The 24,674-nt window shown below is 73.3% G+C and carries 22 protein-coding genes and 1 pseudogene; 8 read left to right on the forward strand and 15 right to left on the reverse strand.

Going from position 1 to position 24,674, the window contains the following annotated elements; all coding sequences use genetic code 11:
- Positions 1-3: 3 nt before the first annotated feature.
- The 3 genes from ACFPP6_RS04900 to ACFPP6_RS04910 all read right to left on the reverse strand — a co-directional run bounded on the left by ACFPP6_RS04900 (position 4) and on the right by ACFPP6_RS04910 (position 2,764).
- Positions 4-654, reverse strand: a complete 651-nt coding sequence (locus ACFPP6_RS04900) for a ClpP family protease (protein ID WP_382037545.1) — start codon at positions 652-654, stop codon at positions 4-6.
- A gap of 148 nt (positions 655-802) precedes the next feature.
- Entirely contained in the window at positions 803-2,026 is a 1,224-nt protein-coding gene (locus ACFPP6_RS04905; protein WP_382037547.1) for an MFS transporter, read from the reverse strand.
- A gap of 123 nt (positions 2,027-2,149) precedes the next feature.
- Positions 2,150-2,764, reverse strand: a complete 615-nt coding sequence (locus ACFPP6_RS04910) for a DUF2867 domain-containing protein (RefSeq protein ID WP_382037549.1) — start codon at positions 2,762-2,764, stop codon at positions 2,150-2,152.
- Positions 2,765-2,860: 96 nt separating this feature from the next.
- On the opposite strand from ACFPP6_RS04910, the gene ACFPP6_RS04915 reads away from it, so the two are divergent.
- The gene (locus ACFPP6_RS04915; RefSeq protein ID WP_382037551.1) at positions 2,861-3,421 is read left to right on the forward strand and encodes a TetR/AcrR family transcriptional regulator; all 561 of its coding nucleotides are present in this window, start codon (positions 2,861-2,863) and stop codon (positions 3,419-3,421) included.
- Between the two features lie 48 nt (positions 3,422-3,469).
- Here ACFPP6_RS04915 and ACFPP6_RS04920 read toward each other — a convergent pair whose 3' ends face one another.
- From ACFPP6_RS04920 to ACFPP6_RS04930, 3 genes are all read right to left on the reverse strand, one after another.
- A complete protein-coding gene (locus ACFPP6_RS04920; RefSeq protein ID WP_382037727.1) occupies positions 3,470-4,405 on the reverse strand; it encodes an endonuclease/exonuclease/phosphatase family protein in 936 nt (311 codons plus the stop codon).
- Positions 4,406-4,742: 337 nt separating this feature from the next.
- Positions 4,743-5,348, reverse strand: coding sequence for a TetR/AcrR family transcriptional regulator (locus tag ACFPP6_RS04925; protein ID WP_382037553.1), 606 nt, complete (start codon positions 5,346-5,348; stop codon positions 4,743-4,745).
- Positions 5,345-6,976, reverse strand: a complete 1,632-nt coding sequence (locus tag ACFPP6_RS04930; RefSeq protein ID WP_382037555.1) for an MFS transporter — start codon at positions 6,974-6,976, stop codon at positions 5,345-5,347. Before ACFPP6_RS04930 ends, ACFPP6_RS04925 begins: the two co-directional genes overlap by 4 nt.
- Before the next feature lie 183 nt (positions 6,977-7,159).
- On the opposite strand from ACFPP6_RS04930, the gene panB reads away from it, so the two are divergent.
- The 3 genes from panB to ACFPP6_RS04945 all read left to right on the forward strand — a co-directional run bounded on the left by panB (position 7,160) and on the right by ACFPP6_RS04945 (position 9,985).
- Positions 7,160-8,032, forward strand: coding sequence for a 3-methyl-2-oxobutanoate hydroxymethyltransferase (panB, locus tag ACFPP6_RS04935; RefSeq protein WP_168093621.1), 873 nt, complete (start codon positions 7,160-7,162; stop codon positions 8,030-8,032).
- A 97-nt stretch (positions 8,033-8,129) separates the two neighbouring features.
- Positions 8,130-9,164, forward strand: a complete 1,035-nt coding sequence (locus tag ACFPP6_RS04940; protein ID WP_382037557.1) for an ATP-binding cassette domain-containing protein — start codon at positions 8,130-8,132, stop codon at positions 9,162-9,164.
- Positions 9,161-9,985: an ABC transporter permease gene (locus ACFPP6_RS04945; RefSeq protein WP_382037559.1), complete on the forward strand. Its 825-nt coding sequence runs from the start codon at positions 9,161-9,163 to the stop codon at positions 9,983-9,985. The genes ACFPP6_RS04940 and ACFPP6_RS04945 overlap by 4 nt, the downstream gene beginning before the upstream one ends.
- A gap of 18 nt (positions 9,986-10,003) precedes the next feature.
- Here ACFPP6_RS04945 and ACFPP6_RS04950 read toward each other — a convergent pair whose 3' ends face one another.
- Positions 10,004-13,675 carry an AfsR/SARP family transcriptional regulator gene (locus ACFPP6_RS04950; RefSeq protein WP_382037561.1) on the reverse strand — a complete coding sequence of 1,224 codons (3,672 nt, stop codon included), beginning with the start codon at positions 13,673-13,675 and terminating at the stop codon, positions 10,004-10,006.
- A gap of 138 nt (positions 13,676-13,813) precedes the next feature.
- Here ACFPP6_RS04950 and ACFPP6_RS04955 point away from each other — a divergent pair, with 138 nt between their 5' ends.
- Positions 13,814-14,617: a site-2 protease family protein gene (locus ACFPP6_RS04955; RefSeq protein ID WP_382037563.1), complete on the forward strand. Its 804-nt coding sequence runs from the start codon at positions 13,814-13,816 to the stop codon at positions 14,615-14,617.
- Positions 14,618-14,711: 94 nt separating this feature from the next.
- Here ACFPP6_RS04955 and ACFPP6_RS04960 read toward each other — a convergent pair whose 3' ends face one another.
- Complete coding sequence (locus ACFPP6_RS04960; RefSeq protein ID WP_382037565.1) at positions 14,712-15,935, reverse strand: cytochrome P450; 1,224 nt, start codon at positions 15,933-15,935, stop codon at positions 14,712-14,714.
- Between the two features lie 220 nt (positions 15,936-16,155).
- Entirely contained in the window at positions 16,156-16,884 is a 729-nt protein-coding gene (locus tag ACFPP6_RS04965; RefSeq protein ID WP_382037567.1) for a DUF4232 domain-containing protein, read from the reverse strand.
- Positions 16,885-17,114: 230 nt separating this feature from the next.
- Here ACFPP6_RS04965 and ACFPP6_RS04970 point away from each other — a divergent pair.
- Both ACFPP6_RS04970 and ACFPP6_RS04975 read left to right on the forward strand, forming a co-directional pair.
- A pseudogene (locus tag ACFPP6_RS04970) lies at positions 17,115-17,225 on the forward strand (helix-turn-helix domain-containing protein); the annotation flags it as partial.
- 381 nt (positions 17,226-17,606) lie between these two features.
- Entirely contained in the window at positions 17,607-18,590 is a 984-nt protein-coding gene (locus ACFPP6_RS04975; RefSeq protein WP_382037735.1) for a hypothetical protein, read from the forward strand.
- 44 nt (positions 18,591-18,634) lie between these two features.
- Here ACFPP6_RS04975 and ACFPP6_RS04980 read toward each other — a convergent pair whose 3' ends face one another.
- Positions 18,635-18,826, reverse strand: coding sequence for a hypothetical protein (locus ACFPP6_RS04980; RefSeq protein WP_058044698.1), 192 nt, complete (start codon positions 18,824-18,826; stop codon positions 18,635-18,637).
- A gap of 96 nt (positions 18,827-18,922) precedes the next feature.
- Positions 18,923-19,636, reverse strand: coding sequence for an NADPH-dependent F420 reductase (gene npdG, locus ACFPP6_RS04985; RefSeq protein WP_382037569.1), 714 nt, complete (start codon positions 19,634-19,636; stop codon positions 18,923-18,925).
- 36 nt (positions 19,637-19,672) lie between these two features.
- Here npdG and ACFPP6_RS04990 point away from each other — a divergent pair, with 36 nt between their 5' ends.
- Positions 19,673-19,894 (forward strand): DUF2277 domain-containing protein, encoded by a 222-nt coding sequence (locus ACFPP6_RS04990; protein ID WP_382037571.1) that lies wholly within the window; start codon positions 19,673-19,675, stop codon positions 19,892-19,894.
- Here ACFPP6_RS04990 and ACFPP6_RS04995 read toward each other — a convergent pair.
- The 4 genes from ACFPP6_RS04995 to ACFPP6_RS05010 all read right to left on the reverse strand — a co-directional run bounded on the left by ACFPP6_RS04995 (position 19,891) and on the right by ACFPP6_RS05010 (position 24,670).
- On the reverse strand, positions 19,891-20,592 hold the full coding sequence (locus tag ACFPP6_RS04995; RefSeq protein WP_382037573.1) for a DsbA family oxidoreductase: 702 nt from the start codon (positions 20,590-20,592) through the stop codon (positions 19,891-19,893). The genes ACFPP6_RS04990 and ACFPP6_RS04995 overlap by 4 nt on opposite strands.
- A gap of 70 nt (positions 20,593-20,662) precedes the next feature.
- Positions 20,663-22,240 carry a S1 family peptidase gene (locus tag ACFPP6_RS05000; RefSeq protein WP_382037574.1) on the reverse strand — a complete coding sequence of 526 codons (1,578 nt, stop codon included), beginning with the start codon at positions 22,238-22,240 and terminating at the stop codon, positions 20,663-20,665.
- Between the two features lie 101 nt (positions 22,241-22,341).
- Complete coding sequence (locus ACFPP6_RS05005) at positions 22,342-22,815, reverse strand: hypothetical protein (RefSeq protein WP_382037575.1); 474 nt, start codon at positions 22,813-22,815, stop codon at positions 22,342-22,344.
- A 100-nt stretch (positions 22,816-22,915) separates the two neighbouring features.
- On the reverse strand, positions 22,916-24,670 hold the full coding sequence (locus ACFPP6_RS05010; RefSeq protein WP_382037577.1) for an NAD+ synthase: 1,755 nt from the start codon (positions 24,668-24,670) through the stop codon (positions 22,916-22,918).
- Positions 24,671-24,674 lie beyond the last annotated feature (4 nt).

Raw genomic sequence — 24,674 nt, forward strand, 5'->3', positions numbered from 1 at the left:
TCGTCAGAGTCCGATCCGTCGCTTGGCGCCGGCCGGGCGGACGTCCTCCAGGGACTCCACGACGCGGTCGACCATGCCGTAGTCCTTCGCCTGCTGCGCCGTGAACCACCGGTCGCGGTCGCCGTCGCGGGAGATGGTCTCCTCGGACTGGCCGGTGTGCTCGGCGGTGATGCGCTCGATGGCCTTCTTGGTGAATTCGAGGTTCTCGGCCTGGATGGCGATGTCGGCGGCGGTGCCGCCGATTCCGGCCGACGGCTGGTGCATCATGATCCGCGCGTTCGGGAGGGCGTAGCGCTTGCCCGGCGTCCCGACGGTGAGGAGGAACTGCCCCATGCTGGCGGCGAATCCCATGGCGAGGGTGGAGACGTCGTTGGGGATCAGCCGCATCGTGTCGTAGATCGCCAGCCCGGCCGTCACGGAGCCGCCGGGGCTGTTGATGCAGAGGGCGATGTCCGTGCGGGGGTCCTCGGCGGACAGGAGGAGCAGCTGGGCGCAGACGCGGTTGGCCGAGGCCTCGTTGACCTCGGTGCCGAGGAAGACGATGCGCTGCGTGAGGAGCAGCGAGGCGAGGTGGTCGTCGAAGCGGGTCGGGGACGCTTCCCCGTCGCCGGCGCGCGGTGCGAGGGCGTGCGGGGCGAGGGCGGGTGATGACATGGAGCCTCCTTGGACCGGAGCGTGATGGCGTGGTCCCACCACTGTCCGGCCGCCCGCGTCTCCACGTCAGCTTTCTCTGCCTGCGGCAGATTCGCCGACGGCAGAGCGACGGGCCGAGCGCCTCGGCCCGTACTCGCCGGTCCGCCCGCTACGCCGTCCGGTCCGCCACCCGGTCCGCCGCCGGCGTCCGCTCCGCGTCGCCGGACGCGACCACTCGCGACGGCTCCGCGCCGTCGCGGTCCAGTGCGCCGGACACCACCGCGCACAGCAGGCCCGCCGCCGCCAGGGCCGCGCCCACCAGCGTGGGGGACGTCCAGCCCCAGCCCGCCGCGATGGCGACGCCGCCGAGCCACGCGCCGCCCGCGTTCGCGAGGTTGAACGCCGAGTGGTTGGAGGCGGCGGCGAGCGTCGGGGCGGCCTTGGCCTTGTTCATGATCAGCATCTGGAGGGGGGTGCTGGTCATGGAGCCGGCGGCGCCGAGCAGGACGACCGTCACCAGCGCCGCCCACTTCACGTGCACGGTGAAGTCGAAGACGACGAGGACCGCCGCGAGGCCGGCCAGGGCTCCGTAGAGCGTGGGGCGCAGGGCGCGGTCGGTGAGGGGGCCGGCGGCCAGGACGCCCAGGGTCATGCCGATGCCGAAGAGCGCCAGCACGAACGTGACCGAGGTTTCGGAGAAGCCGGTGACCTCCACGGCCATCGCGGACAGGTAGCTGTAGACGGCGAAGACGCCCGCGAAGCCGAAGACCGTGGTCAGCAGGCCCAGCAGCACCTGCCGGCCGCCCAGGGCCCGCAGCTCCTTGCCCAGGCCGGCGCCCTGCTCGCGCGGCAGTTCGGGGATCAGCCGGGCGAGCGCGGCCATCGCCGCGAGGCCGATCGCGGCCACGACGAGGAACGTCGCGCGCCACCCCAGGTGCTGGCCCAGGAGGGTGGCCGCGGGGACGCCGATGATGTTGGCGACCGTCAGGCCGAGGAACATCATGGCGACGGCCCGGGCCTGCCGTCCCTCGCCCGCGAGGCGGGCGGCGACCACGGAGCCCACGCCGAAGAACGCGCCGTGCGGCAGCCCGGCCAGGACCCGGCCCGCGACGAGCGTCCCGAAGGAGGGCGCGATCGCGGAGGCCAGGTTCCCGGCCGTGAAGACCGCCATGAGCAGGATCAGCATCCGCCTGCGGGGGATGCGCGAGCCGAGGGCGGTGAGCAGGGGGGCGCCGACGACGACGCCGAGGGCGTAGGCGGAGACCAGGTAGCCGGCGGTGGGGACGGAGGTCCCCAGGTCGTCGGCGACGTTGGGCAGGAGGCCCATCATCACGAACTCGGTCGTCCCTATGCCGAAGGCGGAGACGGCAAGCGCCAGCAGAGCCAGAGGCATGAGGAGGGGGCCTTTCGGACGGGCGTGCGGGGCAAGCCGTCCAGCCTACGGGATGGCCCGGCGTGGCCGGCTGCCCCGTGGGCCTGCCTCGTGCAAGCCGCCCCCGTCAGGCCGCCGCCCCCGTCAGACCGCGCCGCTCCCGGCGGTGCTCCCGGCGGACCTCGCGTCGGCCGTCGCCTCCCACTCGCGTCCGATCTGCCGGAGCAGCGCCGGGTACACCCCCACGTACCGGAAGAGTTTGATGCCCGCCATGTAGACGGCGCCGAAGAGCCCGTTCGGCTTCACCAGGACGGCCATCTGCGCGTGGTGGCCCCCGCTCCCGTCCGGCACCCAGCCGAGGTGCAGCACTCCCCGTACGGTCCGGTTGGACATCTCGGCCGCCCACTCGTCGTGCGTTTGGTAGACGGAGGTGAACTTGCGGAAGTCGGGTCCCCGGGGGCCTTCGCGGAGGTCTGCGGGCAGCCGGTCCCGCAGCCCCGGCTGCCGGTCGCCCACGCCGGTGCCGGACTCGTCCCAGCCGAGCAGGGCCCCGAGCTTCCAGCGGATCGCGAAGAGCGCGCGCCCGACGGGGGAGTCGACGTAGTCCCCGTCGCCGGTCGAGAACTGCTTGACCAGGTGCGCGAGGTCGTCCGGGCCGCCCGGTGTCGGGAGTGCCCAGACGTCTTCCAGGCGGAAGTCGGCGGCGATCTCGTGGATGCGCCAGGGACGGGAAGTGTGTGCCGTGATCGGCAGCCTCATGATCGGTCCCCCATCTATACGATGCCGTATGGATCGAGGCTAGACCCGTCTATACGGCTCCGTATAGACGGGGGGAACGTGAGGGGAGACACAGTCATGGGCGCCATCCGCACGCCCCGCGAGAAGTGGATCGAGGAGGGGCTGCGCGCGCTCTGCACCGGCGGCCCGGAGGCCGTCCGGATCGAGTCCCTGGCGCAGGCCCTCGGCGTCAGCAAGGGCGGCTTCTACGGCTATTTCCGCAACCGGGACGCGCTGCTCGCGGAGATGCTCGACACGTGGGAGCGCGAGGTCACCGAGGCGGTGGTGGAGCGGGCCGAGAGCGGCGGGGGAGACGCCAGGGCCAAGCTGGAGCGGCTGTTCACGATCGTGTCGGCCGCCGCCGGCCGGCCGGTGACGAGCGTGGAGGCCGAGCTCGCGATCCGCGAGTGGGCCCGGCGCGACGAGGCGGTCGCCGAGCGGCTGCGGCGCGTCGACAACCGGCGCATGGACTACCTGCGCCAGCTGTTCGGCCCGATCTGCGCCGACGAGGACGAGGCCGAGGTCCGCAGCCTGCTCACGTTCTCCTCGCGGATCGGCACCCGCTTCATGGCCGCCGACCACGAGGGGCGCAGCCACGAGGAAGTGATGCGGCTGACCAGGAAGTGGCTCCTGAGGTAGCCGCTTCCCGGTCGCGCGGGTGCTGGTGCGGGCGCAGGCGTCGGCGGGTCAGATCCTGACCCGCGCCGCCACCGGCAGGTGGTCGCTCTTCGTCGCGGGCAGCGTCCACGCCGAGACCGGGTCCATGCCGCGCACCATGATCTGGTCGATCCGGGCCATCGGGAAGCTCGCCGGCCAGCTGAAGCCGAAGCCGTCGCCCGCGGCGCCCTGGGCGGAGCGCAGCTGGGAGGTGATGGGGGCCAGGGAACGGTCGTTCATGGTGCCGTTGAGGTCGCCGAGGAGGATGACGCGCTTCTCGGGCTCCTGAGCGATGGCCTGGCCGAGCGCCTCGGCGCTGCGGTCGCGCTGCCCGGCCGTGAAGCCGGCGTTGAACTTGACGCGCACCGACGGCATGTGGGCGACGTAGACGGCGACGGGGCCCTGGGGGGTGCGGACGGTGGCGCGCAGGGCGCGCACCCAGCCGAGCCGGATGTCGACGGGCTGGACCAGCTCCAGGGGGTACTTGCTCCATATGCCGACCGTGCCCTGCACGGAGTGGTGCTTGTACGTGCCCGCCAGCGCCTTCTCGTAGCGCGAGGCGTTGGTGAGCTCCTCCAGGGCCACGACGTCGGCCCCGGAGGCGGCCACGGCCCGGGCCGTGGCGGCGGGGTCGGGGTTCTCGGCGTTGACGTTGTGGGTGGCCACCGTGAAGTTGCCGCCCTTGCCGGTCTTGTCGCTGAGCAGGCCGCCGAAGAGGTTCACCCAGGTGACCACGGGGAGCAGCAGCGCGATCAGCGCGGTCGCCGAGCGGCGCACGATCGCCAGGACGAACAGGACGGGGATGCCCAGGCCGAGCCAGGGCAGGAAGGTCTCGGTCAGGCTGCCGAGGTTGCCGACCCGGTTGGGCAGCTGGGTGTGCAGGAGCATCAGCAGGCCGAGCAGGACCGCGAGGGCGGCGAGGACGAGGCCGCGCCGCCAGATGTCGCGGTCCCGCCACCGGTCCATGAGGCGCCGGGCCCCGGATCCGGTCCCCTCCGGACCGGCTCCGTCTCGGCCCGTCTCCTGCATGTACGCCTGCGCCATCCGTCGTCCTCAACTCTTCATCCGCTGCGGCCCCGCCCACCAGACGATAGGTGATCACCCGGCGAGTGCGGCATGCGCCGCTTCCGCTTCCGACGTGCCACCCCTGGAGGGGGTGTCGGTGGAAAGGACGACGTCACGGCGGACCGGGGTTCCGGGCCGGGGGCCTGCCGGGGCGTGCTGTGACACAACGGGCATATTCGCCGGGGTCCGGGGCCGTACGGGCGGCTGCCCGGTCCCGTACGGCGGGCGCGACCGGTCGTCAGCGGGGGCGCACGCCCTCCAGGACCGCGTCGACGATCTTCCCGGGGAGGTCCTCCGGCAGCTCCGCCCGCTCGTGGAACATGGCCCGCGAGAGCATCGGGCTGACGATGAGGTCGCCCATCAGCTCGACGTCCAGGTCGGAGCGGATCTCACCGGTGGCCACGCCGCGCCGCAGGACGGCGTGGACCGCTTCCCGGCGGGCCGTGACGACCTTCTCGTGGTACTCCTGCCAGAGCCCGGGGTGGGCCTTGATCTGGGCGAGGACCGTGCGCAGGACGGCCGAGGAGCGCTTGGCCAGCCCGCGCCGGCGCAGCGTCTCCAGCAGCGTCACGAGGTCGTCCCGTACGGACTCCCCGGCGAGCTCGGGGGCGGCGTGCTCCAGGGAGCGCATGACGTCGAGCATCAGCGCCTCCTTGCCGGGCCAGCGGCGGTAGACCGTGGCCTTGCCGACGCCGGCCTCGCGCGCGATGCGCTCCATCGACAGCTCGCCGAGCGTCACGCCCTCTTCGAGCAGGCGCAGGACGGTCTCGACGACGGCCGTGTCGAGGGCGGCGTTGCGGGGGCGGCCACGGCGCTCGGGGGCTGCGGCCCGGGGGTGGGTCATGCGCCTGCTCCCGCCTGTTCCTTCTGGCCGTCCGGGCGGGCGGCGCCGGGCGCCGTGCGGACCGCCCCGCGCTTGGGCAGGAAGAGTGCGACGACGGCCGCGCCGACCAGGGCCGTGGCGCTGGCGCCGACGAGCGTGACGTGCATGGCGTGGACGAAGGCGTCGTGGGCGGGGCCGACGAGCGCCCTGCCCTCCGGGCCGAGCGTCGCGGCGACGCTCAGGGTGGCCTCGACGGACTCCGCCGCCGCGTGCCGCGCCTCGTCCGTCAGGCCGGGGAGGGCGGCGATCCGGCCGGAGATGTCGTCGCGGTAGGTGGTGGACAGGACGGAGCCGAGCACGGCGATGCCGAGCGAGGCGCCGACCTGGCGGAAGGTGTTGTTCACGGCGGAGCCCGAGCCGGCCCTCTCGCGCGGCAGCGACTGCATGATCGAGACGGTGGCGGGCGGCATGATGTGCGCCATCGAGGCGCCCTGGAAGAACAGCAGCACCTCCAGCACCCAGACCGGGGTGTCGCGGTCCAGCAGCAGGAAGCCGGCCATCGTCGCGGAGACCATCACCATGCCGCCGGTGCACACGACGCGCACGCCGAACTTCTCCACGACGCGGCGCACGCGCACGGCGAAGAACATGTGGGCGGCCGCGAGCGGCAGCATCAGCAGCCCGCTCTGCAGCGGTGTGAAGCCGCGCACGCTCTGGGTGTAGAAGACGGTCATGAACGTGACGCCCATCAGCGCGAAGAAGACCAGCGCGATGGCGGAGACGGCGGCGGCGAAGGCGGGGTTGCGGAACCAGCGCACGTCGAGCGAGGGGTGGTCCGAGCGCCGCTCGTGCAGGACGAAGAGGACCAGGACGAGCAGGCCGGAGCCGGCCGTGCCGAAGACCTCGGGGTCGGTGAAGTCCGCCAGCTGGCCGCCCTTGATGATCCCGTAGACCAGCAGGACCAGGCCCACGACCGAGAGCCCCGCGCCGACCGGGTCGAGGCGGCCCGGCCGCGGGTCCCTGGAGTCGGGGACGAGCACGGACATCGCGATCAGGGCCGTGATCACGATGGGGACGTTGACCAGGAAGACCGAGCCCCACCAGAAGTGCTCCAGGAGGATGCCGCCGGTGATCGGCCCTATGGCCACGGCGAGGCCCACGGCGCCCGCCCAGATGCCGATGGCCTTGGGCTGCTCCTCGCGCTCGAAGACGTTCATGATGATCGCGAGGGTCGCGGGCATCACGAACGCGCCGCCGAAGCCCATGAGCGCGCGGAAGGTGATGAGCTCGGTGGGCGAGCCGGAGAAGGCGGAGAGCACGGAGCCGGCGCCGAAGACGACCATGCCCGCGAGCAGGACCTTCTTGCGGCCGAGCCGGTCGCCCAGCAGACCGGCGGTGAACAGTATCCCCGCGAAGACCAGCGTGTAGGAGTTGACGGCCCACTCCAGCTGGCTCTGGGTGGCGCCGAGGCCGATGGGCGCGGGGGTGGCGATCGTCTTCATCGCCACGTTCAGGATCGAGTTGTCCAGCACGACGATGAGCAGGCTGAACAGCAGGACGGCCAGGATCGCCCAGCGCCTGCGGTGCACCGCCTCCGGGACCTTCCGGGGCGGTGCGGCGCCCGGGGCGCCGGAGGGAGCGGGTGTCATGCCCGCCAGCCTAGATCCTTTCCGATACGAACCCGTCTCGTATTGGAAAACCTTTACCCCGGTCCGGCGAACGGGTGTGCGCGGGGGTCCCTTCCCCGCCCGGGGCGCGCGTGTCAGCATGGAGGGGATCCGGGGACGCCGTCAGGGCGCCTCGAGACGACATCAACACAGGAGCACACCGCCATGACGACGACGCATGCCTCGAACACCCCCGACAGCAGCCGCGACCCCAAGGCGCTGTACGGGGGCAAGGGATCCCGGCGCATCACCGTCCGCGACATCGCCGCCGCCAAGGCGCGCGGCGAGAAGTGGCCCATGCTCACCGCGTACGACGCGATGACCGCCTCCGTCTTTGACGAGGCCGGCATCCCCGTCCTGCTCGTCGGCGACTCCATGGGCAACTGTCACCTCGGCTACGAGTCCACCGTGCCCGTCACCATGGACGAGATAGCCGTCCTCTCCGCCGCCGTCGTCCGCGGCACCAAGCGCGCCCTGATCGTCGCCGACCTGCCCTTCGGCTCCTACCAGGAGGGCCCGGTGCAGGCGCTGCGCAGCGCCACGCGGCTGATCAAGGAGACCGGCGCGAACGCGGTCAAGCTGGAGGGCGGCGAGCGGTCCGCCGAGGCGATCAAGCTGCTGGTCGACGCCGGCATCCCGGTGATGGCCCACATCGGCCTCACCCCCCAGTCCGTCAACGCCTTCGGCGGCTACCCCGTGCAGGGCCGCGGCGAGGAGGCCGCGCAGCAGCTGCTGCGCGACGCCAAGGCCGTGCAGGACGCGGGCGCCTTCTCCGTCGTCCTGGAGCTCGTCCCGGCCGAGCTGGCCGCCGAGGTCACCCGCACCCTGCACATCCCGACCGTCGGCATCGGCGCGGGCTCGCAGTGCGACGCGCAGGTGCTCGTGTGGACGGACATGGCCGGCATGACGTCCGGCCGCGTGCCGCGCTTCGTCAAGCAGTACGCGCAGCTGCGCGAGGTCCTCGGCGGGGCGGCGCGCGCCTTCGCGGAGGACGTGGTGGACGGCGCGTACCCGGCCGAGGAGCACGCCTTCCACTAGGCGCGGGCCCGGCCGGCAGGCCGCTGACAGGTCACCGACAAACCGCTGTCGGTGGCCTGTCGGTGCGTTGTCAGTGGGGGCTGGCACTGTGGTGGGCATGACGCGAAACGACACCTCACGAGGAGCGGGCAGCGGCGGGAACGCCGTCGAAGTCCGCGGCCTCGTCAAGCACTTCGGGGAGACCAAGGCGCTCAACGGCGTCGATCTCGACGTACGCGAGGGCACCGTCCTCGGCGTGCTCGGGCCCAACGGCGCCGGCAAGACCACGCTCGTGCGCTGCCTGTCCACGCTGCTCCGGCCGGACGGCGGCACCGCCCGCGTCTCGGGGTACGACGTGGTGGCCCAGCCGCGCCAGCTGCGCCGCGTGATCGGCCTGACCGGCCAGTACGCCTCGGTGGACGAGAAGCTGTCCGGCTTCGAGAACCTGTACATGATCGGCCGGCTGCTGGACCTCTCCCGCAAGGACGCCCGCCGCCGCGGCGAGGAGATGCTGGAGCGCTTCTCCCTCACCGAGGCCGCCAAGCGCCCGGCCGGGCAGTACTCCGGCGGCATGCGCCGCCGGCTGGACCTCGCCGCTTCCATGATCGGCCGGCCGTCGGTGCTGTATCTGGACGAGCCCACCACCGGCCTCGACCCCCGCACCCGCAACGAGGTGTGGGAGGAGGTCCGGCGGATGGTCTCCGAGGGCGCCACCGTCCTCCTCACCACGCAGTACATGGAGGAGGCCGAGCAGCTCGCCCACGAGCTCACCGTCATCGACCGCGGCCGGGTCATCGCGGGCGGCCGGGTGGACGAGCTGAAGGCGAAGGTCGGCGGCCGCACCCTGCAGATCCGCCCGGCGGACCGCGCCGAGCTGCCCCGCATGGTCGGCGCGCTGGCCCAGGCCCAGCTCGACGGGATCGCCGGCGCCACCGCCGACGAGGCCGAGGGCGTCGTCAACGTCCCGATCATCAGCGACGAGCAGCTGACCGCCGTCGTCGCCCTGCTGGGCTCGCGCGGCTTCGCGATCTCCGGCATCTCCACCCACCTGCCGAGCCTCGACGAGGTCTTCCTCGCCGTCACCGGCCAGAAGGCGTCCGCCCCGCAGCAGGACGCCGCCGACACCGACGCACCCCAGGAGGTCGCCGCATGAGCGCGGCTACGCTCAGCCCGCCCGCGGCGGCGCCCGCCCGCGAGGGCCGCATCGGCCCGCGGGCCAACCTGCGGCACATCGGCGCCCTCGCGCGCCGCAACATGCTGCAGATCAAGGCGGACCCGGAGTCGATGTTCGACGCCGTGATCATGCCGATCATCTTCATCCTGCTCTTCACCTACGTCTTCGGCGGCTCGATGGCCGGCAAGGGCCACGAGCAGGAGTACCTCAACTACCTGGTGCCCGGCCTGATGGCCATGCAGGGCATGAACATCGCCATGGCCGTCGGCACCGGCGTCAACGACGACTTCAAGAAGGGGGTGATGGACCGCTTCCGCACCATGCCGATAGCCCGGTCCTCCGTCCTCGTCGCGAAGATCGTGGTCGAGATCGGCCGGATGCTCATCGCCACCGCCATCCTGCTGGGCATGGGCTTCGCCCTCGGCCTGTCCATCACGACGAGCCCGCTGCACCTGCTGGCCGCGGTGGCCCTGTCCGTGGTGTTCGGCGCCTCGCTGATGTGGGTCTTCATCCTGCTGGGCCTGTCCCTGAAGACCCCGCAGGCCGTCCAGGGCATCGGGATGCTCGTCCTGATGCCCCTGCAGTTCGGCAGCTCGATCTTCGCGCCGACCGCGAAGATGCCCGGCTGGCTGGAGAGCTTCACCGAGTACAACCCGCTGTCCAACCTCGCCGACGCCGCACGGCACCTGATGCGCGGCGGTCCCGTCGCCCATTCGGTGTGGATGACGCTGGCCTGGGCCGTCGCCATCACCCTCGCGACCGCGCCACTGGCCGTCTCGAAGTTCCGCAAGAAGACCTGAGCCGGTCCCGTGTCCGCGTCATACGAGGGCGGCGGCCTCCTCCAGGGTGAGGCCGTCGCCCTCGGCGTACGCGCGCTCGTACGCGCCGTCGCCGAGCACCTCCCGCACCCCGGCCTCCGTGCGCTCGTACACCTCGCGCTCCACCGACGCCACCGGGAAGTCGGCCGGGCGCAGGCCTTCGGCGGCACCGAGCAGCCGGGCCGCCAGCAGCGCGTGCTCCCCGCGGGCCGCGGGCTCCGCGTGCTCCCCGCCGGCCAGCCCGGCGTGGGCGAAGGCGGCGAACAGCAGGTGCGTCATCGGCAGCTGCGGCACCGCAAGCGTCGACAGCGGGTCCCCGGACATCGACAGGGCCTTGCGCAGCCTCGGCAGGGCGTCCTCCGGGTGGCCCTCCAGCGTGTCCAGCCAGGCCATCTGACCGCACATCAGGCTCTCGAACATCACCACCGAGCGGATGCCGAAGTCCGACACCAGCTCCTCGAAGATCTCCCGGGCCTCGGCCGTCCGCCCGGCGCGGGCCACCCGCACGCCGAGCTGCAGCCTGCCGAAGATCGCGGCGTCCGTATTGCCCTGCTCCGCCTCGGCGATGGCGTCGCGCAGCATCTGCTCGCCCTCGTCGTCGCCGACCGTGCCCGCCTCCACCAGCGCCCCGGCGAGCCGGGCGCGCAGCGCCGGCAGCTGCCCGGTCGAGCCGAGCTCGCGGACCTGCTCGACGGCCTCCCGGTAGTCCTCGGCCGCCAGGCCGAACTGCCCGCGCCGCTCGTGCACCTCGCCCAGGCCCGTCAGCCCCTCCGCCACGCCCCAGGAGTCCCCGAGCCGCCGGAAGATCCGTACGCTCTCCTCCGCGTCCGCGGTGGCCTGGTCCAGCCCGCCGGGCTGGTCGTTGAATATCTTCGAGCGCAGCTGCAGGGCGTGGCCGAGCTCCCATGCGTAACCCAGCTCGCGGCAGCGCGCGACCATCGTGTCCAAGGTCCGGTAGAGCGCCTCGAAATCGCCGGTCATGAGGATGGCGAAGAAGACGATGAAGCCCGGCACGCGGCAGGTCTGCGGCTGCCCGTCCGCGTAGGCCGCGGAGATGACGCGCAGCCTGCGCTGCATGTCCGGCGAATGGATCACGGCCATGTCCGTGATGCTGACCAGCCGCGCCAGGTGCACCCCGCGCCGCGCCTCCGCCAGCACCTCGGGCGCCATCGGCGGCGGCTGCTCGGTGCACGCCACGTACAGCGGCGCGACCGGGGCGACCGGCCCGGCGAACGGGTCGGGGCCCATCGCCCCCACGACCTCCGCCCAGTGCGCGGCGTCCGCGCGGTGGTCCCTGAGCTGCCAGAACCAGCCCATGGACAGCGCCAGGCACAGCGCCTCCTGCTCGTCCTGCGCCGCGACGGCACGCCGCAGGGCGGTGCGCAGGTTGTCGTGCTCCAGCTCCAGCCGCTCCAGCCAGACGCCCTGGGCCGGGCCGCGCAGCAGCGGGTCCGCGGTGCGGGCCAGCTCGCGGTAGGCCACCAGGTGGCGGCGCTCGGCGCCCGCCCGCTCGCCCGCCTCGTCCAGCCGCTCGGCGGCGTACTCCCCGACGGTCTCCAGCAGCCGGTAGCGCATCTCGCCGCCGGCCGCGGGCTCGGCGACCACCAGCGACTTGTCGACGAGCGAGCCGAGGAGGGCGGCGACGTCCCGGGCCCCGACGGCGCCGGGGTGCGCAGCGGCCGTGCCCGTGTCGGTACCTGTGTCCGTGCCCGCGTCCGGCCCGTCGGAACACACCTCCTCCGCGGCGGCCAGGTCGCAGCCGCCGGAGAAGACCGACAGGCGGCGCAGCACGGCGCGCTCGGGCCCGTCGAGCAGGTCCCACGACCAGTCGACGACGGCGCGCAGCGTCTGCTGGCGCGGCAGGACGGTGCGGCTGCCGGAGGTCAGCAGCCGGAAGCGGTCGTCCAGGCGGTCGGCCAGGGTGCGCGGGCCGAGCAGCCGCAGCCGGGCCGCGGCGAGCTCGATGGCCAGCGGCAGCCCGTCCAGGCGGCGGCAGATCTCGGCACACGCCTCCGGGTCGTCCTCGATGCGGAAGCCCGGGCGGGCCGCGGCCCCGCGGTCGGCGAGCAGCCGCAGGGCGACCGTGTCGGGCAGCGGCTCCACGGGCCGCACCGCCTCGCCGGGCACGCCCAGCGGCTCGCGGCTGGTGGCCAGCACGGTGACGCCCGGGCAGTGGGCGAGGAGCGTCTCGGCGAGGCGGGCCGCGGCGTCGACGACGTGCTCGCAGTTGTCGAGGACGAGCAGCATGCGGCGCGGCGCGCAGTGCTCGGCGAGGCGCGCCAGCGGGTCCGTCGCGGAGGCGTCCCCCGCGGCCCGCAGCCCGTCGGCGGTCGTCCGCACCACGGTCTCGCGCCCGCCGAGCGCGGTCAGCACCGCCTCGGGCACGGTGGCCGGATCGTCGACGGGCGCGAGCTCGGCGAACCACACGCCGTCGCGCCACCCGCCCCCGTCCCCGGCAACGGCCTCGGCCGCCTCCAGCGACAGCCGCGTCTTGCCGGCACCCCCGGGCCCGAGCAGCGTCACCAGCCGGTGCGCCCGCAGATCACCCCCGATGGCCGCGATGTCGTCCTCCCGCCCGACGAAGGAGGTGAGCCGGGCCCGGAGGTTGCCGGGCGGGGGCAGGGGGGTGCCGCCGGCGGTCGCCCCCGCGCCCGGGGACGGCGTGGTGGCGCCGGGCGCCGGCGCGGCGGGCGGGTACGGGCGGTCGTGCGGCTCCACGGCGTTGCCCGGCGCGGCCCCGCCATGCGGTGCCGTGGCGCCGTACGCCGCAGTGCCGGGCGACGGGTGAGGCGTGCCCTGTGGTGTCGCGGCGGTGCCGTGCGCGGCGGGGTGGTCCGGCGGGCAGGGCGTGCTCCGGGGGCCCGTGGGGCCGTCCGGCGCGGAACCACCCGGCGCGTAGGGCGTCCCCGGGCGCGGTGCGGCGTCGTGCCGCGCACCGTACGCCGCTCCCCGTTCCGGGTTCAGCAGCTCCGCGTGGAGGGTGCGGAGTTCCGGGCCCGGGTCCGTGCCCAGGCGGGTGGAGAGGTCGTCGGCGATGTCCGCGTACGCGGCGAGCGCCTCCGCCGGGCGCCCCGCCGCCCGCAGGGCGCGCAGCCGCACGGCGTGCAGGGGCTCGTCCAGCGGATGCTCCTCGCACAGCGCGGCGAGCTCCGGAAGGACCTGCTCCGCCCGGCCGAGGGCGACCGCGGCGGCCAGCTGCGTGCGGCGGGCGTCCAGGCGGCGCGCCTCGTAGCGGACGGCGAGGGCCGCCCGGCCCGGGAGGTCGGCGAGGACGGGCCCGCGCCACAGGGCGAGGCCGGCGCCGAGCAGGTCCGCGGCCCTGGCGGGGTCGCCGTCGGCCAGGGCCCGGGCGCCTTCCTCCGCGAGCCGCTGGAAGCGGTGAAGGTCGACGTCCTCGGGCGCGGCACGGAGCCGGTAGCCGCCGGCCGCCGAGGCGACGGCGTCGTGCCCGACGGCCCGCCGGAGCCGGCCCACGAGTGCCTGCAGGGCGCCCGCCGCGTCGGCGGGCGGCTCGCCGCCCCAGACCTCGTCGATCAGCGCCTCGGCGGTGCGGACGCGCCCCGGGTGGAGGGCGAGCGCGGCGAGGAGGGCGCGCAGCCGGGCGCCGCCGAGGGCGGTGGGCCGGCCGTCGCCGGAGTGGGCCTGGGTGGTGCCGAGGATGCCGTAACGCACGGCCCCATTCTCTCCCGGGCCCGTACCGGCCGGGTTACGGCCCGGAGGGGTGGAGGAAGTACCGTCACCCGGTACGTCCGCCGCAGCCGCCCGCCCGGGCGGCCGGGCGGTGCCGCCCACCTCACAGGAGCAGAAGTCATGCCGACAGCGACCCGCGGTGAACGGCGCGTGAGTCCCGTCTTCCTCGCCCTCGTCGCCATCATGGGCGTCTCCATATGGGCGGTGTGGACGGACTTCTCGGCGAGCCCCGGCTTCGCCGTCTTCCTCTTCGTCGTCTCCGGCTGGGTCGTCTCGCTGTGCCTGCACGAGTACGCGCACGCGCGCACCGCCCTGCACGGCGGCGACCTCACGGTGGGCGCCAAGGGCTATCTGACGCTCGACCCGCTGAAGTACACGCACGCGCTGCTGAGCATCGTCCTGCCCGTCATCTTCGTGATCATGGGCGGGATCGGCCTGCCCGGCGGCGCGGTCTTCATCGAGCGGCACCGCATCCGCGGCCGCTGGAAGCACAGCATGATCTCGGCCGCGGGCCCGCTGGCGAACGCCGCGTTCGCCGTGGTGGTCACCGCCCCGTTCTGGCTCGGCGCGATGGACGGCGTCCCGGACCACTTCCGCTACGCGCTCGGCTTCATGGCGCAGCTCCAGGTGACCGCCGCGATCCTCAACTTCCTGCCGGTGCCGGGCCTGGACGGCTACGGGGTGGTCGAGCCGTGGCTGTCGTACAAGGTGCGGCGCCAGGTGGAGCCGTTCGCGCCGTTCGGGATACTGGCCGTCTTCGGCTTCCTGTGGATCCCCGAGGTCAACCACGCGTTCTTCGACATGATCGACGCGGTGCTGCGGTTCCTCGACGTGACGGCGTGGGACACGTACTGGGGCCAGGAGTTGTTCCGCTTCTGGCAGGGCACCCCGGACATCCCGCCGCTGTCGGGCATCGTCCTCTGAGCCGCCGGGCCGGCCGGCCGCTGATCCGTCGGTCCGCGGCGCGCGAAGGCCCCAGGCCCCCCCGTGTGGGCCCGGGGCCGGTCTCATGCCGCACTCACGCGGCGTCCCAGGTGACCGGGAGGCTGTGCACCCCGTAGATGTTCGAGTGGGTGCGCAGCGGCACCTCCCCGGCCGGGACGGCCAGGCGCAGCGTCGGGAACCGCTCGAAGAGCGCCGGCAGGGCGACCCGCATCTCGACGCGGGCCAGTTGCTGCCCCAGGCACTGGTGGATGCCGTGGCCGAAGCCCAGGTGCCCGGTGGCCTTGCGGTGCAGGTCGAGGACGTCGGGGCCGGGGAACCGGAGGGGGTCGCGGTTGGCGGCCTCGAAGGAGACGGTGACGGTCTCGCCGGCCTTGATCAGGTGACCGTCCAGCTCGACGTCCTCCAGGGCCGCCTTGATGCCGGTGTGGGCGATGGTCAGGTAGCGCATCAGCTCCTCGACCGCCCGGTCGGCGAGGTCCGGGTCGCTGCGCAGCGCGGCGAGCTGACCCGGGTTCCGCAGGAGGGCGAAGGCCCCGTGGGCGATCATGTTGGCGGTGGTGTCGAGGCCGGCGCCGAGCAGGAAGCCGCCGAGGCCCGCGAGTTCCTCGTCGGTGAGGTCGCTCGTGGTCAGTTCGCTGAGCACGTCGTCGGTGGGCTCGGCGCGCTTGGCCGGCACCAGCGTGTTCAGGTACTCGTGTATCCCGGTGACGGCGGCGTACCTCTCCTCGTCCGAGGAGCGCATGTCGGTCAGCGTCAGCGTGTGCCGGTGGAAGAGCTCCCGGTCGGCGTAGGGCACGCCGAGCAGCTCGCAGATCATCAGCGCGGGGATCGGCTGGGCGTAGGCCTCCACCAGGTCGGCGGACGGGCCCCGGCGCTCCATGGCGTCCAGGTGCTCGGCGGTGATCTGCTCGACGCGCTCGGTCAGGGCCCGCATCCGGCGGACGGTGAACTTCCCGGCGAGCAGCTTCCGGTAACGGGTGTGCTCGGGGGCGTCCATCCCCGTCATGTCTCCTACGGGCGCCGGGGGCAGGCTGCCGCCTTCGGGCAGGCCGGGCAGCTCGACCGGGAAGTGCATGAGCTCGTACCGCGAGCTGAAGCGCGGGTCGGCCATGATCGCGCGGACCGTGGCGTAGCCGGTGGCGAGCCAGCCCACGTGACCGTCCGGGTAGCGCATCCGTATCAGCGGCTGCTGTTCGCGCAGTCCGGCCAGCCCGGCGGGCGGGTCGAAGGGGCAGCCCGCGGGGCGGGCGGTCGGCAGCGCTGCCAGGGGCTCGGCGGCGGGCAGTTCGCGTTCCATGGAAGTCCTCCGGTTGCAGGGGGTGCCTCTCGGGAAACCCGCGCGGTTTCCCGCGCCGTGACGTCATCATGGCACCGCTGTGGCGCCATATGCAAGAGGGGGTGGCGCAACGCAGGGCTTGGTGGCGTCGCGGGGTGGGGGCGCGCCGAAGGGGAGAGCCCCGGGCCGGGGCGGCCTGGGGCTCGGGGGATGGTGCGGGGGCGGGGGCGGGGCGGCAGGGTCAGGAGAGCGCGTCCTCGACCGTGGACACCCAGTACGTGACGCGCAGCGAGTCGTCGATGTGCACGCCCTCGGCCGGGAGGGCGGCCCTGGCCATCCTGTCGCCGCCCTCGAAGCCGACTTCGAGGCTGCGCGCCGTGCGGCCCTCGCCGCCGCTGCCGTCGCCCGCGGAGAGGATCACGGCCGCGTAGCCCTTCCCGCCCGGCGGCAGGGAAGTGACCGCCTGCGGCTTGGTGTTCTCCATGACCGGCGGGACGGACTGGGCGCCCTCGAACTTCACGGCGGGGTACCCCTTCAGGTCGCACATCTTGGATCCCGTGTTGGTGACGGTGATGAGCATGTGGTTGAGGGGGCGGGGGAGCGGTGCGGCGGCGACCTTGGTGTTGGCGGCGGTGCAGGGCACGCGGTTCTCCGGGGCGTACGGGTCGTGCGTCGTCGTTCCGGTCCGCTGCGCGCCGTGCGGCGTGGCGCCGGCCGACCCGCCCTTCTGTGCGCCCGGCTTGGCCTGGGGTGCCTGCCCCGCCTGCGGGGACTTCGCGGACTCCGGGGGCAGGGAGGCCGCGCCCGGCTCGGAAGGCTGCGAAGAGGCGGCACCCTCCTTGCGGACGCCCTCGCCCTCCCCGCTTCCGCTGCACGCCGCCAGCGAGAGCATGGCGAGCGCGGCGGCCGCCAGGCCCGCGGTGGCGAACGGGCGGGGACGGGGGTGGGCTCGGCGGGCGGAGGCGCGCATGGCTGGTCTCTTTCTTCGCGGGTGGGCAGCGGAGTGCCGCTCGAACGGATTGCGGGAGCGGCGTGCTTGGATGGCGAAAGCTTGTGCGGTACCTCGTCCCGGGCGCCAGGGCTGTCGGCGGATCAGGGACGCGGGAACGCTTGCATAGGCTCTGACCTGGGGGAACGTCGGTTCCCTGGAACGGGTACCTGGGATGGGGGAGTGACGTGGAGGCGGGCGATCTCGCGGAGATGCTGCGGTCGCTGAAGGAGCGGTCGGGCGTGAGTTACGGGGTGCTGGCCAAGCGGCTGCACGTCAGTACGTCGACGCTGCACCGGTATTGCAGCGGCTCCGCCGTGCCGACGGAGTTCGCTCCGGTGGAGCGGCTGGCCCGGCTGTGCAAGGCCACGCCGGAAGAACTGATGGAGGTTCACCGGCGGTGGATCGTCGCGGACGCGACGCGCGGACGTAAGGCGCAGGCGGCGGCCGCCGTTCCGGATCCGGCGTCGGCTCCGGCGCCGCCTGCGCCTCCGTCTCCGGGGCAGCCGCAGCCACCGGATTCGGCGGCCCCGGCTCCTGCGGCCGGTTCGGAGCCGGCACCCGCAGCTGCGGCTGCGGTTGCCGCGGAGCCGGTATCCGGGGCCGCCCCGGAACCGGCTGTCGAGTCGTCTCCGGCCGCCGCTTCCGCCCGTTCCGCCTCGCCGGCGCCGGTGGCGCCATCACGGGCTCCATCAGGGGGGAGTGTGGCGCCATGGCGGCGGCGCCCGTCCCGGAAGGCGGTCCTCGCCACGCTGTCGGCCGTCGCCGCGGCCACCGTGCTGGGCTCCACCGCGCTCGCCGTCGGCCTCGGAGGCGAGGACGGGCCCGGGTCCGCCGCGAAGCGCCCCGCGGGAGCGGCCTCCCGGGCGGTGTCCGGGGCGCACGGGAACCCGGGGAGCTCCGGCGGGCCGAGCACGGGCCCGGGCGGCAGCCCGTCCTCGTCGGCGCCCGGAAAGGAGAAGCAGGAAGGGGGCGAGGGGAGCGAAGGGGGGAAGGAGAGCGGCGCCCCCGCGGCGTCCCCGTCGCAGGGCGGCTCCGCCCCCGCCGCCTCCGGGGGCAAGCCGCACGGCGCCCCCGCGGAGAGCGGCGTCCCCCTGACCGCCCACGTCCGCCCGTACGCGTTCGAGGACCCCTGCTCCCAGCGCTATCTGATCGACCGGGCACCGGGCGACGTCACGCCGCCCCCGTCGGAGCAGGACGCGCCCCCGTGGGTGTCCGCGCTGGGCGGCGTCGCGGCCGGCTCGCAGTTCATCGAGATCACCCTGCAGGGCACCGGCAAGGACACCGTCGTCCTCGAAGGGCTGCACGTGCGGGTGCAGGGCACGAAGGCGCCGCTGCCCTGGAACAGCTACATCATGGGCGTCGGCTGCGGCGGGGACGTGTCGACGAAGTCCTTCGGCGTCGACCTCGACGCCGCCCGGCCCGCCGTCACCCCGAAGGCCGGCCAGCGCGACTTCCCGTACAAGGTGAGCGAGAGCGACCCCGAGGTCTTCTACGTCAAGGCGGCCGCCGCGCAGCACGACGTGAAGTGGTACCTGGAGCTGCAGTGGTCCAGCGGCGACCGGCGCGGCGTCCTCCGGCTCGACGACCGGGGCAGGCCCTTCCGCACCAGCGGAGCCGGGGGCAGGCCCGTCTACCAGCAGCCGCCGGGCTCGCCACAGGGATGGGAACCGGCACCCGAGGCATGACGCCCCGCAGGGGCGGAGGGCAGGGGGCGGGACAGGGGCCCGCCCTACGCGTCCCCGCCCTCGGCGGCGGCCTTGTCGTTCTTCGCCTTGCGCACGTAGTACCAGGCGATGTTGGACGAGACGCCGAGCATCAGGATCCAGACGATGCCGAGCCAGCTGCCCTGCGCGAAGGAGACGACGGCCGCCGCGACCGAGAGGACGCAGACGGCGAGGGCGTAGAGGGCGAGGCGGGGCATGGGGGACGGCTCCTGTCCGGGGGCGCATACGGTCACGATCCCGGCCATTGTCGCTCAGGCGGCGCGCCGCCGTGGCGTCCCCCCACCCGCGGCCGGTCAGACGTCGGTGACGCGCAGCCCGGCGTGGGCCTTGTAGCGGCGGTTCACCGAGATCAGGTTGGCGACGAGCGACTCCACCTGGTGGGCGTTGCGCAGCCGGCCCGCGAAGACGCCGCGCATGCCGGGGATGCGGCCCGCCAGGGCCTGCACGATGTCGGTGTCGGCGCGCGCCTCGCCGAGCACCATCACGTCGGTGTCGATCGCCTCGATCTCCGGGTCCTGCAGCAGCACCGCGGAGAGGTGGTGGAAGGCGGCGGTGACGCGCGAGTCCGGCAGCAGCGCGGCGGCCTGCTCGGCGGCGCTGCCCTCCTCCGGCTTGAGGGCGTAGGCGCCCTTCTTGTCGAAGCCCAGCGGGTTGACGCAGTCGACGACGAGCTTGCCCGCGAGCTCCTCGCGCAGCCCTTCGAGGGTCTTGGCGTGGCCGTCCCACGGCACGGCGACGATCACGATGTCGCTGCGGCGGGCGCACTCGGCGTTGCCGGCGCCCTCGATGCCGAGGCCCAGCTCGCCGGCGGCCGCCTGCGCCCGCTCGGCCGCCCGCGAGCCGATGATCACCTGCTGGCCGGCCTTGGCCAGCCGGTACGCGAGGCCGCGGCCCTGGTCACCGGTGCCGCCGAGCACGCCGACCACCAGGCCGGAGACGTCGGGGAGCTCCCAAGGGTCCTTCGCCGGGGCCTTCTTCGCGTCCTGGGCAACATCAGAAGTAGTCATGACAGCGATACTGTCACGCTGCGGCACACTGGACTCATGTGCCGCAGCATTAAGACCCTGCGCCCGCCGATGATGCCCTCCGTCGAGGACGAGGACATCCGCGCCGCCGCCCTGCAGTACGTACGGAAGGTGTCGGGGTTCCACCACCCCGCCGCGCACAACGAGGCCGTGTTCGAGGAGGCGGTGACCGCCGTCGCGGCGGCCACGCAGCGGCTCCTGGACGGGCTCGAGGTGCGCGGCGCCCGGGGCTCGGGCTAGACCGCGCAGGCGCCGTCCGCGCAGGCCTCGCCGGCTCCTGCCCGGGCCTGGGCCTCGGCCTTGGCCCCGGTCGCTTCCGCGACCTGCTGGAGGATCTTCAGGAAGGTGGCCGGGTCCTGCCCGCCCTGGACGGCCCACTGCCCCTCGAACACGAACGTCGGCACCGCGGTGACGCCCCGCTGCCGCGCCTCCTCGATCTCGTCCAGGACCTCGTCGTGCAGGTCGTCGCCGTCGAGGAAGACGGCGACGGGATCCCGGTCCAGGCCCACGGTGACGGCGGCGTCCGTCAGGTGCTCGCGGTCGCCGATGTCGAGACCCTCGCCGAAGTGGGCCTCCAGCAGCCGCCCCTTGAACCGGGCCTGGGCGTCCGCCCCGTACTCCTCCAGGACGAAGCGCAGGAGGCGGTGGGCGAGGAGGGAGTTGTTCTCCACGACGGTGTCGAAGTCGAAGGTGAGCCCCTCGTCCGCCCCCAGCCGCGTGATGTGGTCGTCCATGGCGACGGACTGCGGCCCGTACTTGGCGGCCAGCACCTCGCGGTGGGGCAGCGGCTCCTCGGGGGCGTGCGGGTCGAGCTGGAAGGGCCGGTAGACCACCTCGACGCCGTCGGCCCCGGGGAACGCGGCCAGGGCCTGCTCGAAGCGGCTCTTGCCGACGTGGCACCAGGGGCACGCGATGTCGCTGTAGATCTCGACCTTCACTGCGGACTCACTCCGTTAGCATTGCTTGAACGATCAAGCAATGCTAACGCGAGCGGCCGGAGAACCGCCGTCAGCCGACGAGCTGGATCTCGCCGTGGGTGCCGGCGGCGTCGACCTCCGGGTAGTAGCTCAGGTTGCCGTCGGCCCAGCGAGCGAGGAGATCCTCCTTCTCGCCGCCCCCGAAGGAGCCGGCCACCAGCGGCTGGGCGTACTTCCAGGCGGAGCCGTCGGGGCGGAGGGCGATGCTGTCGCGGAAGCCGGTCGTGCCCAGGCCGGGGAAGAGGTCGGTCTTGCCGTTCTTGGTGCGGACGATCAGGTCGTCCAGGCCCTTGCCGGTGAACTGGCCAGAGGTGATCTGTGCATCGACGCGGGTCTTGTCGCCCCGGGTCAGCTGGGTCTCCTTGGAGACGCCGTAGGCGTCGGTGTCGGAGTACATGGAGGTCGAGCCGTCTGCCCACAGGACGACCAGGTCGTTGCGCCGGTATTTGTCGGTGTGGCGGCCGGCCGCGATGGAGCGGGCGTTCTTCCAGCTGCTGCTGTACGCCAGCGTGGTCTCGTACCCGACGCCGCGCGTGGTGACCTCGCGGTAGGTCGAGAGCTTGCCGGATTTCCAGCGGACGGTGAGCCCGTCGTACCCGGAAGGATCGGCCTGGGTGCTGGTGACGGCCTCGGCGTCCTTCCAGTAGCTGCCCGGGGGAGCGATCTTGTACTCGTTCACGAACGGGTACTTGGGGTCCTGCTTGCCGGAGCTCTCGAAGACGCTGGCCGAGCCGTCGGCCCAGACGACGAAGAGGTCGGAGCGCTCACCGTCGAGCGAGGCGAAGTGGCCCGGGACGACATGGACCGCGTCCTTCCAGTTCACCCGGGACAGGACGTTGCGGGAGGCGACGGCCTGGATCCAGCCGGCGATGTCGTCGACGCGGGTCTCGGACGCGGCACGTCGCTTCTCCGACTCGTCCGTGCCGAAGCAACCGGCCTGGCCGGAGGTGCTGTGAATGCCGTACAGCTGGGCGTAGTCCTGGTGGTACGTGAAGAGGGGGCCGCCCGTGTCGCCCTGGCACACGGTGGCGTCAGGAGACACGCCCTCGATGTTCAGGGTGGTGGCGGTCGTCGAGCTGACCTTGAACTCGGCGGTGTGCAGACGGTCGGGAACCCACTCGTCCTTGGTCCGGCCGTAACCGGTCGCCCGCAGGGCGTTGTGCGGCAGCGGCAGCTCGTACCCGAGGGCGTCCACCGGCTTGACGTTGGCGACGGGCTGCGCCAGCCGCGCCATGACCAAGTCGCGGTCCTCGCGCGGCACGAGTTCGACGACGTCCACGACCGCGCCGTTGCCCTCCCGGCCGAGGTCCGTGCGCCCGATGGTGGCGGTCGTCTTCCACTTCGGGGCGCCCGGGGCGACCTTGAAGCTCCTCGCCGGGTCGTCGGAGAAGCAGCTGGCAGCGCTGATCAGCCACTCCTGCTGGACGAGGGTGGCGGAGCAGCTGCGCGCGCCCTCGTTGATGTCGAGCTTCGCCGTGAAGGCGTACTCGCCGTCGGCGACCGGCTCGCCGGCGACGGCGTGTGCCGGAGCGCCGGTCAGCAGGCCCGCCGCAACGGCGGACGCGAGGACTCCGGTCATCCACGCAGCGCGCGGACGTATGGCAGACATTGATGTTCTCCTCGAGGGCCCGTCGTGCGGCGCCGGGCCCGGGTCATGAGCTGTGGTGCGTGAGCGCGGACGCGGCGGCGTCCGTCGGGCCCGGGGTGCGGTCAGACCTGGAGCGCGAGCAGCGAGCCGGGCTTGCCCGTGGCGGATTCGCCGACGGCCTTGAAGTCGTTCTTGGGCACCTCGACGAAGCCGCTGCCCGTGACGGATGCCCACACGGTGTACTTCTTGGCGCTGATGCCGATCGCGTCGGGAAGTTCGAGGGCGAGGTAGCCCTTCTTGCCGCTCCCGGTGACCCGGAAGCAGTACCTGCCGTGGTTGGGCCCCTCGGTCGTCTTCGTGTAGACGACGATGTCCTCGGAGGCGCTGCAGTCGGCGAACAGGATGTGCCCGTCGCCCCGCTCGAGCTTGATGCCCCGCTCCTTGAAGATCTTCGCGGCGCCGGGGTACTCGAAGGTCTCCACGGCGGAGGGCAAGGTGGTGTCCTCACCCGCCGCGATGCCGGGCGCGGCCGCGCCCAGGACGACGGCTGCCGCGCCGACGCCGCTGATCAGAAGCTTGTGCGTACGAGAAAACACGAAGTATCCCCCCGGATCTAGAAAAGTCAGGTCCGCAAGCTACCACGCAGTACGACCTTGGTTGTCCGAATATCCGGAGGGATGGGCGGGGACGGGCCCCTCACCCCGTCTCGCGCCACCGATTGGTGATGGGCAGCCGCCGGTCCTTCCCGAACCCCTTCGCCGAGATCTTCGTGCCCGGCGGGTACTGGCGGCGCTTGTACTCCGCCGTGTCGACCATCCGCAGAACACGCGTGACGAGCTCCGTGTCGAAGCCCTCGGCGACGATCTCGGCGTGGCCGCGGTCGCGGTCGACGTAGAGCTCCAGGATGCGGTCGAGGACGTCGTAGTCCGGCAGGGAGTCCGTGTCCACCTGGCCCGGGCGGAGTTCGGCGCTCGGGGGCTTGGTGATGGAGTTCTCCGGGATGGGCGGGGTCTCGCCGCGGGACGCGGCGTCCGCGTTGCGCCACTTCGCCAGGCGGAAGATCCAGGTCTTGTAGACGTCCTTGATCGGGCCGTACGCGCCGACCGAGTCGCCGTAGAGCGTGGAGTAGCCGCACGCCAGCTCGGACTTGTTGCCCGGGGCGAGGACGATGTGGCCCTCCTGGTTGCTGATGGCCATCAGCATCGTGCCGCGCAGCCGCGACTGCAGGTTCTCCTCGGCGAGGCCGGTCAGGCCCAGGGCGCCCATGTAGGCGTCGAACATCGGCGCGATCGGGACGGTGCGGAAGTTCAGCCCGGTGCGGCGGGCGAGCTCCTCGGCGTCGGAGAGCGAGTGCTCGGAGGAGTAGCGCGAGGGCATGGCGACGCCGTACACGTTCTCCGGCCCGACGGCGTCGCAGGCGAGGGCCGCGACGAGCGCGGAGTCGATGCCGCCGGACAGGCCGATCAGGACGCTGCGGAAGTTGTTCTTGGCGACGTACGCGCGCAGGCCGGTGACCAGGGCCCGGTAGACCTCGGCGTCGTCACCGAGGTGCGGCACCGCGCCGCCCGGCGTCTCCGGCTCGTAGGGCGGGAGCGGGTCCGCGGAGAGGGTGACGTGGTCGATGCGCAGGCCGTCGTCGACGGTCCCGGCCGGCGGCCCGCCGGCGGCGGCCGGCAGGTCGAGGTCGAGGAGCATGCAGCCCTCCTCGAACTGGGGAGCGCGGGCGACGACCTCGCCGTGGCGGTCGACGACGATCGTGTCGCCGTCGAAGACCAGCTCGTCCTGGCCGCCGGTCATGGCCAGGTACGCGGTCGTGCAGCCGGCCTCCTGGGCGCGCTTGCGCACCAGTTCCAGGCGGGTGTCGTCCTTCTCCCGTTCGTACGGGGAGGCGTTGACGGACAGCAGCAGCCCGGCGCCGGCGGAGCGTGCGGCGGGCACCCGGCCGCCCTCCTGCCACAGGTCCTCGCAGATCGCGAGGGCCACGTCCACGCCGTGCACCCGGATCACCGGCATGGTGTCGCCGGGCACGAAGTACCGGAACTCGTCGAAGACGCCGTAGTTCGGCAGGTGGTGCTTGGCGAAGGACAGGGCGACCGCGCCGCGGTGCAGCACGGCCGCGGCGTTGCGCGGGGCGCCCGCGGGGCGGCCCAGGCGCGGGCGCGCCTCCTCGCTGCGGTCCAGGTACCCGACGATCACGGGCAGTTCGCCGAGGCCCTCGTCGGCGAGGCGCGCGGCGAGCGCGTGCAGCGCGGCGCGCGAGGCCTCCACGAAGGAGCCGCGCAGGGCCAGGTCCTCGACGGGGTAGCCGGTCAGCGCCATCTCGGGGAACGCCACCAGGTGGGCGCCCTGCCCGGCGGAGTGCCGGGTCCAGTGGACGATCGACTCGGCGTTCCCGGCGAGGTCCCCGACGCAGGAGTCGATCTGGTTCAGAGCGAGGCGAAGTTGAGGCACGCCG

It is taken from the genome of Streptomyces aureoversilis (assembly GCF_042657885.1).
Taxonomy (GTDB): domain Bacteria; phylum Actinomycetota; class Actinomycetes; order Streptomycetales; family Streptomycetaceae; genus Streptomyces; species Streptomyces aureoversilis.